The sequence below is a fragment of the uncultured Subdoligranulum sp. genome (assembly GCF_963931595.1).
In the GTDB taxonomy this organism is placed as follows: Bacteria; Bacillota; Clostridia; order Oscillospirales; family Ruminococcaceae; genus Gemmiger.
Map to the genome: position 1 here is coordinate 1,518,997 of NZ_OZ007030.1, position 18,561 is coordinate 1,537,557.

Annotated in this window: 19 protein-coding genes; 6 read left to right on the forward strand and 13 right to left on the reverse strand. The window is 62.2% G+C overall.

Annotated elements, in window-relative coordinates; translation table 11 throughout:
• Position 1: 1 nt before the first annotated feature.
• The 7 genes from obgE to ABGT73_RS07320 all read right to left on the reverse strand — a co-directional run bounded on the left by obgE (position 2) and on the right by ABGT73_RS07320 (position 6,702).
• On the reverse strand, positions 2–1,285 hold the full coding sequence (gene obgE / locus ABGT73_RS07290) for a GTPase ObgE (protein ID WP_346669137.1): 1,284 nt from the start codon (positions 1,283–1,285) through the stop codon (positions 2–4).
• Between the two features lie 78 nt (positions 1,286–1,363).
• Entirely contained in the window at positions 1,364–1,615 is a 252-nt protein-coding gene (rpmA, locus tag ABGT73_RS07295; protein WP_007047068.1) for a 50S ribosomal protein L27, read from the reverse strand.
• Positions 1,616–1,629: 14 nt separating this feature from the next.
• Entirely contained in the window at positions 1,630–1,941 is a 312-nt protein-coding gene (rplU, locus tag ABGT73_RS07300) for a 50S ribosomal protein L21 (protein WP_346669138.1), read from the reverse strand.
• A 155-nt stretch (positions 1,942–2,096) separates the two neighbouring features.
• Positions 2,097–2,951, reverse strand: coding sequence for a bifunctional methylenetetrahydrofolate dehydrogenase/methenyltetrahydrofolate cyclohydrolase FolD (folD, locus tag ABGT73_RS07305; protein WP_346669139.1), 855 nt, complete (start codon positions 2,949–2,951; stop codon positions 2,097–2,099).
• On the reverse strand, positions 2,952–4,100 hold the full coding sequence (gene lgt / locus ABGT73_RS07310; RefSeq protein ID WP_346669140.1) for a prolipoprotein diacylglyceryl transferase: 1,149 nt from the start codon (positions 4,098–4,100) through the stop codon (positions 2,952–2,954).
• Between the two features lie 27 nt (positions 4,101–4,127).
• A complete protein-coding gene (locus tag ABGT73_RS07315; protein WP_346669141.1) occupies positions 4,128–5,414 on the reverse strand; it encodes an EF-P 5-aminopentanol modification-associated protein YfmH in 1,287 nt (428 codons plus the stop codon).
• On the reverse strand, positions 5,404–6,702 hold the full coding sequence (locus ABGT73_RS07320; protein ID WP_346669142.1) for an insulinase family protein: 1,299 nt from the start codon (positions 6,700–6,702) through the stop codon (positions 5,404–5,406). Before ABGT73_RS07320 ends, ABGT73_RS07315 begins: the two co-directional genes overlap by 11 nt.
• 253 nt (positions 6,703–6,955) lie before the next feature.
• Here ABGT73_RS07320 and ABGT73_RS07325 point away from each other — a divergent pair, with 253 nt between their 5' ends.
• Positions 6,956–8,308: an MATE family efflux transporter gene (locus ABGT73_RS07325; RefSeq protein ID WP_346669143.1), complete on the forward strand. Its 1,353-nt coding sequence runs from the start codon at positions 6,956–6,958 to the stop codon at positions 8,306–8,308.
• 70 nt (positions 8,309–8,378) lie between these two features.
• Here ABGT73_RS07325 and ABGT73_RS07330 read toward each other — a convergent pair whose 3' ends face one another.
• From ABGT73_RS07330 to ABGT73_RS07350, 5 genes are all read right to left on the reverse strand, one after another.
• Entirely contained in the window at positions 8,379–9,587 is a 1,209-nt protein-coding gene (locus ABGT73_RS07330; protein ID WP_346669144.1) for an aspartate kinase, read from the reverse strand.
• 37 nt (positions 9,588–9,624) lie between these two features.
• Positions 9,625–10,515 (reverse strand): homoserine kinase, encoded by an 891-nt coding sequence (gene thrB / locus ABGT73_RS07335; protein WP_346669145.1) that lies wholly within the window; start codon positions 10,513–10,515, stop codon positions 9,625–9,627.
• 31 nt (positions 10,516–10,546) lie between these two features.
• Positions 10,547–11,776 carry a homoserine dehydrogenase gene (locus tag ABGT73_RS07340; protein ID WP_346669146.1) on the reverse strand — a complete coding sequence of 410 codons (1,230 nt, stop codon included), beginning with the start codon at positions 11,774–11,776 and terminating at the stop codon, positions 10,547–10,549.
• A gap of 46 nt (positions 11,777–11,822) precedes the next feature.
• On the reverse strand, positions 11,823–12,251 hold the full coding sequence (locus ABGT73_RS07345; RefSeq protein ID WP_346669147.1) for an amino acid-binding protein: 429 nt from the start codon (positions 12,249–12,251) through the stop codon (positions 11,823–11,825).
• 224 nt (positions 12,252–12,475) lie between these two features.
• Entirely contained in the window at positions 12,476–15,022 is a 2,547-nt protein-coding gene (locus ABGT73_RS07350) for a transglycosylase domain-containing protein (RefSeq protein ID WP_346669148.1), read from the reverse strand.
• Between the two features lie 219 nt (positions 15,023–15,241).
• On the opposite strand from ABGT73_RS07350, the gene ABGT73_RS07355 reads away from it, so the two are divergent.
• From ABGT73_RS07355 to ABGT73_RS07375, 5 genes are all read left to right on the forward strand, one after another.
• Positions 15,242–15,553: a hypothetical protein gene (locus ABGT73_RS07355; protein ID WP_346669149.1), complete on the forward strand. Its 312-nt coding sequence runs from the start codon at positions 15,242–15,244 to the stop codon at positions 15,551–15,553.
• Positions 15,554–15,650: 97 nt separating this feature from the next.
• On the forward strand, positions 15,651–15,890 hold the full coding sequence (locus ABGT73_RS07360) for an acyl carrier protein (RefSeq protein ID WP_346669150.1): 240 nt from the start codon (positions 15,651–15,653) through the stop codon (positions 15,888–15,890).
• Between the two features lie 76 nt (positions 15,891–15,966).
• Complete coding sequence (locus ABGT73_RS07365; RefSeq protein WP_346669151.1) at positions 15,967–16,383, forward strand: MaoC family dehydratase; 417 nt, start codon at positions 15,967–15,969, stop codon at positions 16,381–16,383.
• 14 nt (positions 16,384–16,397) lie between these two features.
• Entirely contained in the window at positions 16,398–17,138 is a 741-nt protein-coding gene (locus ABGT73_RS07370) for an SDR family oxidoreductase (RefSeq protein WP_346669152.1), read from the forward strand.
• Positions 17,131–18,126 carry a hypothetical protein gene (locus ABGT73_RS07375; protein WP_346669153.1) on the forward strand — a complete coding sequence of 332 codons (996 nt, stop codon included), beginning with the start codon at positions 17,131–17,133 and terminating at the stop codon, positions 18,124–18,126. The genes ABGT73_RS07370 and ABGT73_RS07375 overlap by 8 nt, the downstream gene beginning before the upstream one ends.
• 105 nt (positions 18,127–18,231) lie before the next feature.
• Here the strand turns inward: ABGT73_RS07375 and ABGT73_RS07380 are convergent, their stop codons facing one another.
• Positions 18,232–18,507 (reverse strand): HU family DNA-binding protein, encoded by a 276-nt coding sequence (locus ABGT73_RS07380; protein ID WP_007047087.1) that lies wholly within the window; start codon positions 18,505–18,507, stop codon positions 18,232–18,234.
• Between the last annotated feature and the right edge of the window lie 54 nt (positions 18,508–18,561).

The window sequence follows — 18,561 nt, forward strand, 5'->3', positions numbered from 1 at the left end:
CTCAATACAGATAATCAAACTCGTATTCGCCGATCTTGATGGTGTCGTCCTCCTCGACGCCCTCCGCCACCAGCTTGTCCAGAATGCCGGAATCGCCCAGCTGGGTCTGGAAATACTGCAGGCTCTCGTAGTCCTCCACGTTGGTGCCGGCCAGAATGCGCTCCAGCCAGGGGGCATCGATGGTGAACTCGTGCTCGCCGGTGCGGGTGACGGTAAAGGGCCGGGTGGGCTCCAGGCTCTTGTCGGGACGCTTGTATTCCGGCGCGTACACCTTGATGGGCGGCAGGTCCTTGAGCCGGTTGTAGACCAGCGCCGGCAGGCCGTCCACCCCCTGGCGGGTGGCTGCCGAGATGGGCAGGAAGGTCAGGCCCTTCCCTTCAATATAGTTTTTGAACTCCTCCACCTGTTCCGGGGTGGCGATGTCGCACTTGTTGCCCAGCACGATCTGGGGACGCTGGGCCAGCTCGGCGCTGAAGCCCGCCAGCTCATGGTTGATCTGCTCAAAGTCCGCCTTGGGGTCGCGCCCCTCGCAGCCGGACACATCCACCACGTGCAGCAGCAGCCGGCAGCGCTCCACATGGCGCAGGAAATCATGGCCCAGGCCCACGCCTTCGGCGGCGCCCTCAATGAGACCGGGGATATCGGCGCAGACAAAGCTCTGTTCCGGACCCACCCGCACCACGCCCAGCACGGGGGTCAGCGTGGTGAAGTGATAGTTGGCGATCTTGGGCTTGGCCGCCGAGATGATGCTGATAAGGGTGGATTTGCCCACGTTGGGGAAGCCGATCAGGCCCACATCGGCGATGACCTTCAGTTCCAGCTGGACGTGCAGGTCCTCCCCCGGCAGGCCGGGCTTGGCAAACTTGGGAATCTGACGGGTGGGGGTGGCAAAGTGGGAGTTGCCCCAGCCGCCGCGGCCGCCCTTGGCCACCACCACCGGGTCGGAGCCGGACAGATCGGCAATGACCAGGCCGGTCTCCGCCTCCTTGAGCACGGTGCCCCGGGGCACCCTGATCACAAGATCGTCGGCGTCTGCGCCACTCTGCCGCTTGGCACGGCCGTTCTCCCCGTCCGCCGCCGTGTACTTGCGCTTGTAGCGGAAGTCCATCAGGGTGGAAAGGTTGTCGTCGGCCACAAAGATGATGTCGCCGCCGCGGCCGCCGTCGCCGCCGTCGGGACCGCCCGCCGCCACGAATTTCTCCCGGTGGAAGGTCACGGCGCCGTCGCCGCCCTTGCCGGCGTGCAGCCAGATGGTTGCGGTATCAATAAAATTGCTGGTTGCCATTAGTGTACCTCGCGCGGTGCAGGGCACCGTCTAGAATAAAAATCGGGCAGGCCATGCCGGCCCGCCCGTCTGGTTTTTTTACTGCTTGACCGTGCAGCGCTTGCGGTCGCGGCCCATGCGCTCGAAGTGAACGCGGCCATCCACGAGGGCAAACAGCGTGTCGTCGCTGCCAATGCCGACGCCCTCACCCGGATGGATGTGGGTGCCGCGCTGGCGGACCAGAATGTTGCCGGCCAGAACGAACTGACCGTCGCCGCGCTTGACGCCGAGGCGCTTGGACTCGGAATCACGGCCGTTCTTGGTAGAACCTACGCCTTTTTTATGTGCCATTGTGCTGTACCTCCTTAGCCGTTAATCGCGGTGATTTCCACCTTGGTGTAGGGCTGACGATGACCCTTGCGGACCATGCTGCCCTTCTTGGGACGGTAGGTGATGATGTTGAGCTTCTTGCCCTTGCCGTTCTTGACGACCTTGGCAGTGACGGAAGCGCCCTCAACAACGGGAGCGCCAACCTTGACAGCGCCCTCCTCGCCAACGGCCAGGACCTGATCGAAGGTGACTTCGCTGTCAGCCTCAGCGTTGAGCTTCTCGACGTAAACCACGTCGCCAACCTTGACGCTGTACTGCTTGCCACCGGTCTTGATAACTGCGTACATTCGGATAACCTCTTTCAACAAGTCTCGCTGGACAGTAGGGCGTTGCGGCAAAACCACACACTTTTCGGGCCCATACCAAGCGGCCTTAAAACTATACCATAGATTGTGCGGCTTGTCAAGACATTTTCATCAGAACAAGACCGATGCAGCGTATTTTATTTCTTCAGCGTGCGGCGGGCTGCCTCCACCGTGTTGAGCATGAGCATGGCGCGGGTCATGGGACCCACCCCGCCGGGCACCGGCGTGATCCAGGAAGCCTTCTCGCAGGCCGCCGCAAAGTCCACATCCCCGTGCAGTTTGCCGTCGGCGCCGCGGTTGATGCCCACATCGATGACCACCGCGCCAGGCTTGACCATATCCCCGGTGACAAAGCCCTCGCGGCCCACCGCCGCCACCAGAATGTCGGCGGAGGCACAGATTTCCTTGAGGTTCTGCGTCCTGGAATGGCAGATGGTCACGGTGGCGTTTTTCGCCAGCAGCAGCATGGCCGCCGGCTTGCCCACAATGTTGGACCGGCCGATCACCACGGCGTGCTTGCCGGTGATGTCGGTGCCGGTGGACTCAATCATACGGATGCAGCCCGCAGGCGTGCAGGGCAGATAGCAGGGTTCCCCGATCTGCATACGGCCCACATTCACCGGGGAGAAGCCGTCCACGTCCTTCTCGGGCGGGATGGCGTCGATGACCGCCTTCTCGTCGATCTGTGCCGGCAGCGGCAGCTGTACGAGGATGCCGTGCACGGCGGGGTCCTGTGCCAGGGCGCTGACCTGGGCCAGCAGCTCCTTCTGGGTGGTGGTCTCCGGCAGACGGATGTTCCGGCTCTCCATGCCGCACTGGGCACAGTCATTGATCTTGCCCCGCACATACACCTGGCTGGCGGGGTCCTCCCCCACCAGAATAACCGCCAGGCAGGGGGTCACGCCCTGCGCCTTCAGTTCCTCCACCTGCTGGGCAGCCTCCTGCTTGACCTGGGCCGCCAGCGCCTTGCCGTCGATGATCTTTGCACTCATTTACTTTCCCTCCTGCTGTGCGTCCTCCCCTTCGGCAGGCTGTGCCGCCTCCGCTTCGGCCGCAGATTGATCTATCTCGTCCGGCGCCGGCGCGGGGGCTTCCCCGGCCGGTTCCGGTTCGGGATCTTCCAGTTCCTCAATGTCGGGGGCATCCAGGTCCAGTCCCGCCAGACGGGCGTTCATGGCATCGGTGGCCGCCACAAACTCTGCATGGGAGGCATTGGCCGGCAGCGTGTCGGGCGCAAAGCGGTTGCCCGCTTTGGCCTCCTTTTGAATGTCACGCACGGCCAGCGTTACCTGGAGCGTCTTGCCCCGGGCGCGGCGCATCCCCGCCAGCAGCAGGCAGAAGGCCGCCAATGCCGAGATGTAGGCCACCAGCTGGCTGGCCCGCAGGCCGGTACCGCCGATCAGCAGCGAGTCGGTGCGCAGGCCCTCGATCCAGCCGCGGCCCAGGCCGTACCAGATGGCGTACAGCAGGAAAAGCTGACCGTGGAACTTGCGGTGCTTGACATACAGCGCCAGCGCCACAAAGCCCACCAGGCACCAGATGCTCTCATACAGGAAGGTGGGATGCACCGGCATGCTGGGGTCCACCGTCACGCCGGCCGGCAGCGTGACCTGCACCGACTGCAGGTAGGCCTTGGTGCCCTCGCTGTACATGCCCCAGGGCAGCGTGGTGTTGGTGCCGAAGGCTTCCTGGTTCACAAAGTTGCCCCAGCGGCCGATGCCCTGCCCGATGAGGAAGCCCAGCGCCACCAGATCGAACAGCGGCAGCAGCGGCACCTTGCGCCATTTGGCGGCCAGACCGCCGAAGACAAAGGCGCCGATCACCGCGCCGTAAATGGCAATGCCGCCCAGGCGGATGTCCACCATCTCCCAGAGGCTGTGATACTGGAAGGGCGCCATGGCCACATAGTAGATGCGCGCACAGACAATGGCCATCACGGTACCGATGGCCACAACATCCACCAGACGGTCGGAGTCAATGCCGAAGTCCGGGGCGTTGCGGAACGCATACAACAGCGCCAGCAGCATGCCCACCGCAATGATAACGCCGTACCAATAGATATTGAATCCGCCGATGGACAGGGCCACCCGGTTGATGGTAAACGACAGGCCCAGTCCCGGGAATTGAACATGGTAGACCATAATACTTCCTCGATTTCTTCTATTATATTACTGCGGGTCGATCTGCACGTAGGCGCGGTTTTCCTCCCGCAGCGCCGTCTGCATCAGCGCATTGGCATCCTCCACCGTCAGCTCCGCCAGCGCCGCGATCTCATCGGCCAGCGTGCGGCCCTTCAGGCAGGCGGCGGCCGCTTCCTCGGCGGCATCATCCACCGTCTCCACGTCGCCCAGCAGTTCGCCGTACATCTGGTTTTTCACCAGCAGGAACAGCTCCGGGTCGATGCCCTCGGTGCGCATCCGCTCGATCTCCGCCTGGAGCATCTCGGTCACCTTCCGGGGTTCTTCGCTCTCCCCGGTGAAAGCTACCGCGCAGGCCCCCTGCACTGCCAGGAAGTCGCCGGAAAACTCCGGGTTGACCAGGGCTTCATCGTACAGTTTCCGGTACAGGTTTGTCAGACCGCCCGCCACCAGATCGCCCAGCATGTCCAGCAGCAGTTCCCGCTTCAGGTCCCCGTGGGCCAGCGGCGGCTCCCGGTAGGCCACGCCGAAGCAGGGCTTGTTCACCGGCATGGTGAAATGCGCCTCCTTGCAGGGAATGGGGCCCGTTTCCGCCGGGATCTCCCATTCCACCTGGTGCGCCGCACGGGCCCGGTAGAGACCGTTGCGCTTGCAGGCTTCCACCGCCTGGTCCAGCGTGATCTTGCCCGCCACCGACAGCACCATGTTGGAGGGCGCATAAAAGGCTTTGGTGCAGCTGTAGAGCATCTGGGGCGTCAGCGTGGCGATGCTGTCCACCGTGCCGGCGATGTCGTCCCGCAGGGGGTGGTCGGTGTACAGGCAGCGGAAGAGGGCGTTGAGCAGCCGCCAGTCGGGGCTGTCGTCGTACATCTTGATCTCCTGGCCGATGATGCCCTGCTCCTTGGCGATGGTCTCCTTGGTGAACCAGGGTTTGCCCACCAGGCCCAGCAGAATGTCCAGATTTTCCTCGATTTTCTGGGTGGCCGAGAAGATATAGCAGGTGCGGTCATAGCTGGTGAAGGCATTGGCCGAAGCGCCGGTCTTGGCATAGAAGCTGAAGGAATCGCCCTGGGGCGTTTCGCACATTTTGTGTTCCAGGAAATGGGCCGTGCCGGCCGGCAGGGACACCGGTTTGCCGTCCAGCGTGAACTGGCGGTGGATGGAGCCGAAGGCGGTGGCATAGATGGCATGCACGCTGCTGTAGCCCGGCATGGTGCGGCAGAGCACCGTCAGGCCGCTGGGCAGCACCACCTTCTCGCAGCTGACGGCCGCGGCGGCCCGGGCCTGGGCGGCGGCGAATCGTTCGTTATTGGACATCTTCGGCGCCTCCTTTCCCCTGGGTGCCGGGTTTGGCCGTGACGGCATAGCAGACCGAATAGCTGTAACCCTGCAGGGCCTGGCGCACCTCGTCCAGCGACACAGCGCTGGTGAGCACCTTGCCGTATTCCGGCGGGTAGAGCGGCTCGTCCCGGGTGATCTGGCCGTAGTACCAGCCTTCCAGCGCGGCCAGACTGTCCCCCAGCGCGTCCATGCCGGAGAGCAGACTGCGGCGGCAGTCGTCCACCTCTTCCTGGGTGATGGGGCCGTTCTTGAGGGCCTCCCACTCGGCCAGAATGGCCGCTTCGGCCTGCTCCTCCCGGCCCGGTTCCACGCCGGAATCGATCATCATCACGCCGGTGGCCCGCTGGGCCGCCGAACCGCAGTAATAGCACAGCGACTGCTTTTCCCGCACGTTGCGGAACAGCCGGCTGGTGGCGGAACCGCCCAGCACGCTCATGGCCACCCGCAGGATGCTGACACTGGGCGGGTTGGGGTTGTCCCCCGCCGTGAACAGCATGCAGAGTTTGGCCTGGGTCAGGCCGGGGATCTCCTCCCGGTAATGCTGCACCGGCGCGGCGGGCATCCCCATGGGCGCCGCAAAGGGCTGGGGCTGCCGGGCAAGGTGCTGCAGCTTCTGCAGAAGAAGATCCGCCACCCGGGCCTCGTTCGCCCCCTGTACCATGACATCGATGGTGGCGCTGGAGAGAATCCGGTCATACTCCGCCTTCAGGCTGGCGGGCGTCACATGGACCAGTTCCCCGGGATAGCCGCCCAGCTCGATGCCCGCCGGGGAATCCCCGAAGAATTTGCGCCGCGCCTGGCGCACGCAGTAGAGCCGCTTGGAGTTGAACTCCGCTTCCAGCCGCCGGGCCTGGGTCTCCGTCTCGATGCGCACGGCCTCGGCGTCAAAGACACCGTCCACCAGGTAGGGGTCGAAGATCGTGCCGAAGACAATGTCGGCATAGGCGTCCGTCAGGTTCTCCCCGTTCAGGGCGTAGCGGTCCTGGATGCCGCAGATATCCGCCGAGAGAATGCGGTCCGTCCCGGCGTTGGAGAGATCCACCCCCAAATCGGCACCGTACAGTTCGGCCAGCCGGCGGGACAGTGCCGTCATATCCGGGCAGGCCGCATAGCCGCGCTCCAGCACCAGGGCCAGCACGGCGGCATCGGTGGCGGACTCCCGCCGCGCCGGAAAGCGCAGATGGATGGTGATGCGGCAGCGATTGAATTTTGAAGCGTCCAGCGTCGTGATGAAGACACCGGGCGCGAGTTGCTTACGTTCCAAAGTGTTATTCCTTTCCAACAAATAGATATCGGTATTATACCGCTTGCGTCCCCAAAAGTAAACCGACCCGCTCAAAATCCTCCCCTGCAAAAAGGAATTTTAGGTAAAACTTTGAATTTTTTCAAAAAATGATTGACGCACACCGGGTTTGCTGCGGTATTATAGAAGGTACGGAGGGAGAATGTTGCCGCAGGTTCCGCCGGGCACCAAACCACTTGTGCCCACTTTGCGGACGGAGCCGGGGCTTTTGCACATGGAAAAAAATCTTACCACCGGCAGCGTACTGCGCAATGTGCTGTACTTTTCGCTGCCCTATCTTTTATCCTATTTTCTGCAGCTGCTCTACGGCATGGCCGACCTGTTCATCATCGGCCAGTATGAGGGCGCAGCCTCCACCACCGCCGTCTCGGTGGGCAGCCAGGTCATGCACATGATCACCGTCATGATCGTGGGACTGGCCATGGGCACCACCGTCAGCATCGGGCGGGCCATCGGCGCCCAGGACCACAAGAAAACCTCCGCCGTCATCGGCAACACCGTCTCGCTGTTCATGGCGGTGTCCGTCGCCCTGATGGTGGTCTTCCTGGCGCTGGTGCGCCCCATCGTGGCCGTCATGTCCACCCCCGAGGAAGCCGTGGCCGGCACCACCGCCTACCTGACCATCTGCTTCATCGGCATCCCCTGTATCACCGCCTACAACATCATCAGTTCCATCTTCCGGGGAATGGGCGATTCCAAAAGCCCCATGTACTTCATCGCCGTGGCCTGTGTGGCCAACATCGCCCTGGACTATCTGTTCATCGGCGCCATGGGACTGGGCCCCGCCGGTGCGGCCCTGGGCACCACCCTCTCCCAGGCCATCAGCGTGGTGGTATCCCTGGTGGTGATCCTCAAGCGGGAGACCGGCATCAAACTCCACCGCCGGGACCTCCGTCCCCGGCGGGGCGTTCTGCAGCAGATTCTCAAGATCGGCCTTCCCGTGGCGTTCCAGGACGGGTTCATCCAGATCGCCTTCCTGGTCATCACCATCATCGCCAACCGCCGCGGCCTGAGCGACGCCGCCGCCGTGGGCATTGTGGAAAAGGTCATCAGCTTCCTGTTCCTGGTGCCGTCCTCCATGCTGTCCACCGTCTCGGCGCTGGGCGCCCAGAACATCGGCGCCGGCAAACACGACCGCGCCGCCCAAACCCTGCGGTACGCCATCCTCATAGCCACCGGGTTCGGCTTCTGCGTCAGCATCCTCATGCAGTGGATCGCCGAGCCGGTGGTGGGACTGTTCACCACAGATGCCATCGTCGTGGTGGCCGGCGGGCAGTACATCCGCGGCTACATCTGGGACTGCCTGTTTGCCGGTATCCATTTCAGTTTCAGCGGGTATTTCTGCGCCTACGGCCGGTCGGAGATCTCCTTTTTGCACAACATCTGCGCCATCCTGCTCATGCGCATTCCCGGCGTCTACCTGATGTCGGTGCTCTTCCCCGACACGCTGCTGCCCATGGGCCTGGCCACCGTCTGCGGCTCTGTGCTCTCGGTGCTCATCTGTGTGGGCGCCTACCTCTATCTCAAACGGCGCGGCTGCTTCAGCGGCGCTGCCGTGCGGGCCTGATTCCCACAAGATAACAAAATCCTCCGCACACGGCACTGTGTGCGGAGGATTTTGTTATCAGAAAGACCGATCAGTTGATGAAAGCGTCATGGATGGCCGCCACAGCCTTGTCGGCATCCTTCTTGTCGATGATGACGCTGATCTTGATCTCGCTGGTGGAGATCATCTTGATGTTGATGTTCTGGCTGAACAGCGCCTCGAACATGGTGGAGGCCACGCCGGAATGGCTCTGCATGCCGGCGCCCACGATGGAGACCTTGGCGGACTCCTTGTCGACGCTGATATCGCCGCCGCCGAACCGGGAGGAAGCAGCCTGCAGGGCGGAGACAGCCGACTCGGCGTCTCCCAGCGGCACCGTGAAGCTCAGGTCCTTCTTGCCTTCCTCATTGCCGGAGCTCTGCAGGATGATATCCACGTTGATGTTCTTCTGGGCCAGCAGGCTGAACACCTTGAAGGACATACCCGGCACATCCGGGACATTCTTGATAGAGACAACCGCGACATCGTTATCCTTCGCCACGCCTTTGATCAGCATACCTTCCACTTTGGTTTCCTCCTTTACGATGGTGCCGGGCACCGGGTTGATGCTGGAGATGACTTCCAGCTCCACGTTGTATTTCTTGGCCAGTTCGACGCTGCGGTTGTTGAGCACCTGGGCGCCCAGCGAGGCAAGTTCCAGCATCTCGTCAAACGTAATTTCCTTCAGTTTGGTTGCCTTGGGGATCTTGCGGGGGTCAGCGGTGTAGACGCCTTCCACGTCGGTGTAGATCTGGCAGCGGTCGGCGTGCAGCGCTGCGGCCAGCGCCACAGCGGAGGTATCGCTGCCGCCGCGGCCCAGCGTCGTGATGTCGTCCGAACGGTTGATGCCCTGGAAACCGGCCACCACCACCACACGGTTGCGGGCCAGCTCACTTTCCACGCGCTCGGTGTCCAGACGCTTGATGCGCGCCTTGGAGTAGGCACGGTCGGTGTTGAAGCCTGCCTGCCAGCCCGTCAGGCTGATGGCGGAAACGCCCAGTTCCTGCAGCGCCATGGTCAGCAGCGCGATGGAAATCTGCTCGCCGGTGGCCAGCAGCATATCCATCTCCCGGTGGGACGGATCCGAGGTGATCTCGGCCGCCTTGGCGATGAGGTCATCGGTGGTATCGCCCTGGGCGGACACCACCACCACCACGTCGTTGCCGGCGTTGCGCGTATTCATGACGATGCGCGCCACGTTGAAAATGCGGTTGCGGTCCTTTACCGACGTACCGCCGAATTTTTGCACGATCAAAGCCATAGGTATCCTCTTCCTCCTCAATCTATGCGCAGGCTTTTTACTCCACCACCGCGCCGGTGTTGTCCGCCAGCAGTCGATGCACGGTAAAATGCCGGAGCAGCTCACTCTGCTGCAGTGCCGCTGCAGCCCGGTCAAAGAAGGCGGTATCGTCCTTGTGGACCACCGCCATGATGGTGGGGCCGGCCCCCGAAATGTACACCGCCAGCGCCCCCAGGTCCAGGGCCAGTTCAAAGACTTCGTCGCCGCCCTGAATCAGCGGCAGCCGGTACTGCTGGTGCAGCGCATCCTTGGTGGCCACCCCCAGCAGCGCATAGTCGCCGTCGCAGAAGGCGGCCGTGGCCAGGGCTGCACGGGACAGGTTATACACCGCATCCTTGTGGCTGACCATCTGGGGCAGCGCGGCGCGCGCCTTGGCGGTCAGCAGCCGGAAATCCGGCACGAACGCCGCAAAGGCCAGTTCCAGGTCGATGTCCTTCTTGACGGTGTAGACCTGGCCTTCGTCGATGACGCTGGTGACAAAACCGCCCAGCATGGCCGGAGCCACGTTGTCGGGATGGCCCTCGATGGCGGTGGCCAGCGTCAGCATCTGGCGCTTGGTCAGCTTGTTGCCCAGCAGCGCATTGGCGCCCAGGATGCCCGCCACGATACAGGCGGAACTGGAACCCAGGCCCCGGGCCATGGGGATATCGTTGCGCTGGGTGATGCGCAGGCCCCGCATGGGAATGCCCAGCTGGTCGTACACCACCCGCGCCGAGCGATAGACCAGGTTGTTGGAGCCGGCCGGCACATGGGTGCCGTCCACAGAGGAAATCTGGATGCCGCTGCACTCCTCGAAGGTGAAGACGTTGTGCATCGAGACCGCCAGGCCCAGCGAGTCAAAGCCCGCGCCCACGTTGGCGCTCGTCGCAGGAACCGTTACCTTTACCATATGAGAGCTCCCTCTCTTTCGTGATTTGTATTCAGTCCGCCAGCTGCTTGAGCACCAGCGCCACTTTCCCGCCGAGGACCTCGATCTTGCCGCGGATCTCCTCCAGCTGGTCCACGGTGGCCGCATCGATGCGGTAGGCCGCCTGGTCCTGCTCCTCCAGCACCACATGGCCCGCGCCCGCCACCTTGGGCAGCAGCGCCGCCGCCACACCGCACACCCGGATGTACCAGGCGTAGGTGCCGGGGTCCTTCACCATACCCTCCAGCTTGGGGGCGGGTTTCCAGAAGAGGCTGTCATGGACTTTGACGCCCTCCTTGAGGGCATCGATCACATCGGCCACCACGGCGCTGGCCGTGGGCAGCTTGCCGGCGCCCTTGCCGTAGAAGACCACATCGCCCAGCATATCGCCCTGCATGAGCACCGCATTGAAGACATCGTCCACGCCCGCCAACTGGTTGGAGTTGGGCACCAGCATGGGCTCCACGCCCACCGCCATCCGACCGTTCTCCCCCTCGTCGTACCAGGCGATGAGTTTGATGGCGCTGTCCAGCTTTTCCGCCGCCTTGATGTCGGTGACGGTGATGTCCCGGATACCCCGGGTGGGGATGTTGTCGGGATAGATGTGGTGCCCGCAGGCAAGGCTGGCCAGAATGGCGATCTTACGGCAGGCGTCGCGGCCGTCCACATCGTCGCCGGGGTCCTTCGTTTCGGCATAGCCCAGCTGCTGGGCGATCTTGAGGGCTTCCGCAAAGCCCATATTCTCCCGCTTCATCTTGGTGAGCATGAAGTTGGTGGTGCCGTTCACAATGCCCTGGATGCGGCTGATATGGTTGGCCGCCAGGCACTGATGCATCGGGGTGATGATGGGGGTGCCGCCGCCCACGCTGGCCTCAAACAGGAAGGCCACACCGTGCTCCCGCGCCAGCGCCAGCAGTTCGGCGCCGTAGGTGGCCACCATCTCCTTGTTGGAGGTGCAGACGCTGCGGCCGCTCTCCAGGCACTGCCGCACATACGGGTAGGCAAACTTGGTGCCGCCGATGGTCTCCACCACCACCTTGACCTCCGGATCGGCCAGGATGGTGTCCAGGGAATTGGTGAACAGGGCCGCATCCGGCGAACCGGAAAAGTCCCGCACATCCAGAATGTATTTCACTTCCACCGGCTCGCCGGCACGGCGGGCAATGGATGCCGCATTGCGGCGGCAGACCTCCAGCACGCCGCTGCCGACGGTGCCGAAGCCCATGATTGCGATTTTAGCCATCTATGTTTCCCCCTTACTTGCTTATCAAAGGCCGGCTGCCCCCGCTTCAGGCCCCCCGGTGGATCTCCACCACACAGGGCTGATGGGACAGGCGGGTGAGCATCTCCTCCACCGGCATCTGCATCGTGCCGGTGCGCACCGTGACTTCCACCTGGGCCGCGCCGTTCTCCGGCCGGGACTGGGTGATGGTCACGATGGAAGCGCCGGCGGCGGAAATGCCCGACAGCAGCGCCTGCAAAGCGCCTGTTTTATCCAGCAGGGTGGCCACCACCGTGATGGACTCCCGCCCTGCTTCGGCGTCAAACACCGTATCCTTATATTTATAAAAGGCACTGCGGGAAATGCCTGCCTGACGAGCCGCCGTAGAAATGTTGGTCACCGCACCAGAAGCCAGCAGTTCCTTGGCCTGCAACACCTTGAGAAACACTTCCGGCAGAACGGCCGCATCCACCAGCAGGAATCGGCGATCCGGCATGTTGTCCCCTCCTTGCGTACAGTTGTAGTTTCGACAAGCATCATCATACCACCGAAACCACCACTTTGCAAGCCTCTTGCCCCGCCTTTTGCCCGTTTTTGGCATTTTGCACAGCGTTCCACCACTTTGCCACCTGTTTTTCTACGGCAGCTTTTTGTGCGCGAGTGAAAAACAGACGACCACCCCGATGCAGTGCATCGGGGTGGTCGCAAAGAGTTACAGCATCAGGCTGCCGGCTGGGCGGTGGCATCCGCAGGCTGGGTCGAATCCGTAGCCTGCGCGCCCTCCGCCGCCTGCTGTGCCAGCGCCGCGTAGGGATCCACTTCCGGCGTCGAATAGCTGTCGTCGGGGAGGTTGTCCTCGGTGTAGTAGCCCGTGGCACCGCCGCCCGAAACAATCGCACCGGTGGAGGTATCGAACTGCTTGGCCACAACGCCATCCGGCATGGGGAACTCTGCCGCCTCCTTGTCGGCCTGCAGGGTTTCCATCAGCGACTTCCAGACCAGCTGGATGGGCTTGCCGCTGCGGCCCGCACGCCCCAGCTCATACAGGCTGGTGGGCTTGTCGCAACCCCACCACAGCGTGGTGACATAGTAGGGCGTCAGACCCGCAAAGGTGTAATCCTTGTAGTCACTGGTCGTACCGGTCTTGGCCACCGCCTCGATGTCGCCTTCCGGCGCCATGCCGCTGGCCGTACCGCCGCTCTTCAGGACGTTGGCCATCATGCGGTTCATGATATAGGCCGTGGTCGGGTCAATGGCCTGAATGGTGTTGATATACTTGGTGTTATCCAGCACCTCGTTGCCCTGGTAGTCGGTGATCTCGGTGTAGTAGTGCGGCGTGGTGAAGGTGCCGTCATAGAAGATGCTGTAGGCACCGGCCAGCTGCACCACCGTCATACCGTGACTCTGGGAACCCAGCACCAGCGGGCCCAGGTCCATATCGGTCTCAGCGTCGATATAGGTGCATTCCAGGGTATCGTGGACAAAGTTGTACAGGAAGTCCACGCCCACCATGTTGCCGACCCAGACAGCCACCGTGTTGTAGGACTGACGCAGGGCGTCGTACACCAGCATGGGGTTGCCCTGACCGCCGGCGCCGCCGTAGTTGGTGGGCCAGGCACGCCAGACATCCGAACGGGACTGGGCCGCTTCGGAATACGGATCCATATAGGAATACTGATCCTTCAGCACCCGCTTGTCCTCCGCCGCATAGAAAGGCGCATCCAGCACCTGGGAGGAGTAGTTGATCAGCTTGTAGTCCAGCGCCAGGCAGTAGGCACCGATGGGTTTCATGGTAGAACCGGTCTGGTGCGGGATGGTGGCGCGGTTGGTGCCCAGGTCGTATTTCTTCTCACCGACACCGCCGCCAATACCCAGGATGTTGCCGTCATAGTCCAGCGTGGCAATGGCCGCCTGGGTGCGCACCGTTTCGTACACGCAGAGGTACTCGGTATCATCGTTGGGGTAGTTGTCGTCGGTGGAAGTACCCATCTTGAGGGTGGTATGCTCGTCATCGGTGTAGACCGGGATGTCGTCCACGCCGTACACTGCCAGACCATCCTTGGTCAGCGGCAGACCGGTGTTCTCGTCGAACTGGACTTCGTCCCAGCTGCTGGTATCCGCCGGGTAATCCCGCAAGCAGACTGCCTCCTCATGCCACAGCGCCGGGATGTTGCCCTCCGCGTCGTACATGGCATTCTCGATGGCCGTCTGGACCTCGGGGTCCACGGTGGAGTAGACGCGCAGACCGCCGTTGAAGATCATCGACTTGGCCTCGTCCGCCGTCATGTTCAGCTTCTCCTGCAGATCGTTGAGCAGCTCATAGTAGAGCGCATCGGTGAAGTAGGAGTTCTGGGAGGAACGGGTGGCGTTCTCGGTGGAGCTGCTGGTCTCGGTCAGCGTGATGGTCTCGGCACAGGCGGAATTGTACTCATCCTCGGTGATATACCCCTGGGTATACATCTCATACAGCACGTGGTTGCGCCGGGTGATGAGGTTTTCCGGGTTGGTGAAGGGATTGTACGCCGTGGGGTTCTTGGTGATGGAAGCCAGCACCGCGCACTCCGACAGGGTCAGATCCTCCACATGCTTGCCGAAATATTCCTGGGCGCCCGCCTCCATGCCGCAGACAATGCCCGTCAGCGGGATGGTGTTCAGGTAGGCTTCCAGGATGGTCTCCTTGCTGTAGCGGTTGGCAAGACCCAGGGCGCGGAAAATTTCGCGCACCTTACGCATCTTGTCCACCTCATCGTCGCCGGTCAAGTTCTTGACCAGCTGCTGCTCCAGCGTGGAAGCACCCTGCTGGGAGCCGTAGATGGCGTGGTCGGTGAACTCGTTGAGGGCCGCGCCGATGGTACGCTTGATGTTGATGCCGGGCTCGTGGTAGAAGTCCTTGTCCTCGATGGCGATGACCGCATGCTGCAGATTCTCCGGCATGGCCGAAAGTTCGCGCCAGATACGGTTTTCGCCCTGGGTCAGCGTGGCGTACTCGTTGCCGTTCTTGTCGTAGATGATGGTGGTCTGCTTGTTTTTCTGGTTGTCCAGGTCCAGGACCTCGCCGTCATCCGCGGTGACCTGCACGATATACATCGACAGCAGCACACCGCCCACACTGCAAAGCATGATGCCCACGCAGAACACACAGCCGATGAACCGAAGAATCATGCCGGGAATACTGCGGCGTTTCTTCTTCTTTTTCTTCTTGGGGTCCTGCGGATTGACCGGGTCAAACTGCCCCGTGGCACCGTTTCCAGACTTTGCGCCACCCATGGAAAGATGACGCTCCTTTTTGGGTTCTATGGGAACCGCCTCCTTTGATACGATCCGAAAAAGCATTGCCGGCAGAGCCGGAACACAGAATTGCAGAATGTTATAGAATGGATTATACCACAAAACCATCGCAAAAGTACAGTCTGTTCCGCAAAATTCACAAGTTTTTGTTTTTTTGCCGCCATATCGTCCCATACTAACGCAAAAGGAGGGCTTAGGATGGAAAACAAACACAGACGGGGTGCTTCGGTGTATCTCTGGGCGCTGGGCGCGGCGGCGCTGGTGTGTCTTGTCATCAGCGTATGGTTTCTCTGGCGGGGCAGCGCCCGCAGGGCAGAACCCCTCTACCTTTTAAAGGACAACGCCGGCCATCTGGCGCTGTACACCGGGGACGGCACCGGACCGCTGGCCCAGTACGACGAGATCTACACCCGGCTGCTGCCCGAGGCAGACGTACTGGCCCTGCAGCAGGGCGTGCCCGTCTACAGCGAGACCGAACTGGAAAAACGGCTGGAGGATTACGGTTTCTGAAGGGCAGAATTCCGCCGCTCTTTTACAACTTTTCTTGCGCCGCGCATGGATTTATGCTATAGTATGGGTAATTACCAATCTTTAAAGGAGAAACATTATGACCGAACAGGATATTTTGACTGCGGTGCAGGATATTTTCCGTGACAACTTCGACGACGACACGCTGGTCATCACCCGCGATACCTGCGCCGACGACATCGAGGACTGGGACAGCCTGGAACAGATCAACCTGCTGACCGCCATCGAAAAGAAATTCAATATCAAGTTCAAGCTCTCGGATGTCCGCGGCCTCAAGGACGTGGGCGACCTGCTGGACCTGGTGGCCCGCATGGTCTGATGAACCGGGAAGTGTAACACATCCTGTAAGGGGCGGCTCTGAGCCGCCTTTTTTCGAAGGAATAAAGGAGTCTGCGATGAACCACTATACCCTGGCTGAGATGGTGCCCGGCCTGACCGAGGAATTCACCGTCACGGTCACCGCCGAGATGATGGAGGCCTTCCGGACCATTACCGGTGATGTCTCCCCCATCCACATCGACGCCGACTACGCCAAGGACCGCGGCTATCCCGGCCGGGTGGTCTACGGCATGCTGGGTGCCAGCTTTTTCTCCACGCTGGCCGGCGTGTACCTGCCCGGCGAGCACTGCCTGCTCCACGGCGTGGAGTGCAAGTTTGCCAAGCCGGTCTTTATCGGCGACACCCTGACCGTGAAAGGCACCGTCCTGCGGGTCAGCGAGATCGGCAGCGAGGCCGAGATCAAGGCCGTCATCACCAACCAGAACGGCCAGCGCGTCACCCGGGGTATCATCAAAGCAGGCCTTGCCAAATAAGGGAGGTTTCCGCTATGTCGTATACGTATCTGATCACCGGCGCCACCAGCGATGTGGGCCGTGCCCTGATCGCCCGCCTGCTGAACGGCGCCCCCGACGCGCTGGTCCTTGCCCAGGGCTGCGGCGATCTGGACAAGCTGGCGTCCCTGTGCCAGCGTTTTCCGGGACAGGTCCGTCCCTTTGACGTGGATCTGTCCGACCGGGCCAAGGTAGACACCTTCATGCAGCTGCTGGAGACCTCTGCCCCCGCCCCCACCCACTTCATCCATCTGCCGGCGCTCCCCGTGATCAACACCAAGTTCAAGGCCTTCGACCAGACCCGCTTCGACAAGGACCTGGAAATTGAAGTGCACAGCGCCATCCGCATCTGCCGGGGCATTCTGCCCGCCATGGCCCGGGCCAAGTTCGGCCGGGTGCTCTTTATCCAGACCAGCTACACCATCGGCTGCCCGCCCAAAAACACCGCCGCCTACGTGATGGCCAAGAGCGCCATCGGCGGCCTGGTGAAGAGCCTGGCCGTGGAGTATGCCAAGTTCGGTGTCACGGTGAACTGCGTGGCCCCCAGCATGATGGAGACCCACTTCCTCAAGGACACTCCCGACCTCATCGTGCAGGCAGCGGCGGCCGACAACCCCATGGGCCGCAACGCCACCCCAGAGGACGTAGTGCCCGCCATGGCGTTCCTGCTCTCCGACGAGGCGGGCTTCATTACCGGCGTGACGCTGCCGGTGACGGGAGGTTCGGCCATTGTCTGACGTGACATTCCGTCTGGCCCGACTGGGCGAAGACCGGGCCATCATCGACTTCATCAATGAGCACTTTGACATGCGGCTGCCGCTGCTCAATCGCCCTGAACTCTACCACCACTACTATGCCGGGCGCGGCGGTGTGCCCCAGTTCGCCGTGGCCGAACAGGACGGCCGCTATGTGAGCGCCGCCGGATACATACTGGCCAACACGGCGCGCCGGCCCGATGTGTGGGTCAGCGTCTGGGTGGCCGCCAAGGGACACAACGGCGTGGGCCTGGAACTGATGAATGCGCTGCCCGGCCTTTTGCACGCCGACGTGCTGGCCTGCAACAACATCCGGCCCAACACCTGCACCTTCTACCAGTTTCTGGGATGGCAGGCCGGACGCATCCCCCACTACTACCGGCTGGGACGGCGCTCCGATTACCAGCTGGCCAAGCCGCTGCGCTATACCCTGCCCCCCGTGCAGCGGGACCTGGGGCTGGAGAAAATCGAGTCGGCCGCTGACCTGATCCCCCTGGGCATGCCCCCCACGCCCCATACACCCCGCAAGGACACCTGGTATCTGCGGCGGCGGTATTTCCACTATCCCCACTTTCACTACGATGTGTGGGCGGCCCGGGAGCACGGCAAGCTGCTGGCCTACGTTGTCACCCGCACCGTCACCGCCCGGGAGACCGGCTGCGTGCCGGTGGTCCGGCTGGTGGACTACATCGGCGAGGACCGGGTCCTGCCGCGGCTGGGCGGCGCCCTGGACGCCATCCTGCACCGCACCGGCGCCGAGTATATGGACTGCTACAACGTGGGTATTCCGGCGGCGATCTGGCAGGCGGCGGGCTTCACTGAGCGGCTGGAGGGAGACGGCTGCATCATTCCCAACTACCTGACGCCCCCGCTGCGGGAGAACACCGAATATTACTATTTCACAAACAAGCCGGAAAACTTCGTGCTGTTCAAGGCAGACGGCGACCAGGACCGGCCCAACCTGAAATGACGAACCCCCCCCCCCGCCCGGATGGAAATCTGGGCGGGGGTTTTGTTATGGGCTCACAAAAGAAGACCGCCTGCAAGGGCGGTCCGAACGGTGGGGTAACAGGATTTACTGGGCGACCTTCTCCTTGAGGCGGCCGCTGGCCTTGAAGCCGGGGATGGCGGTGGGCTCCAGCTTGCTGGTCACCTTCGTCTTGGGATTGGTAAAGTTCTTGGTCTGGCGCTCCCGCATCTCAAAACGGCCAAAACCCGCAATCGTAACCTTGTCGCCGCCCTTGAGCACGTCACCGATGGTGCCGAAAATGCAGTCCATGACCTTTTCCACTTCGCCGCTGGTCATGCCGGTGTCGTTTGCAACTTTGGTAATCAACTGAGATCTCGTCATAATTCCTTTATACTCCCTATTGCTTAGGCATGGTGCCTGTTATTGTTACGCCCC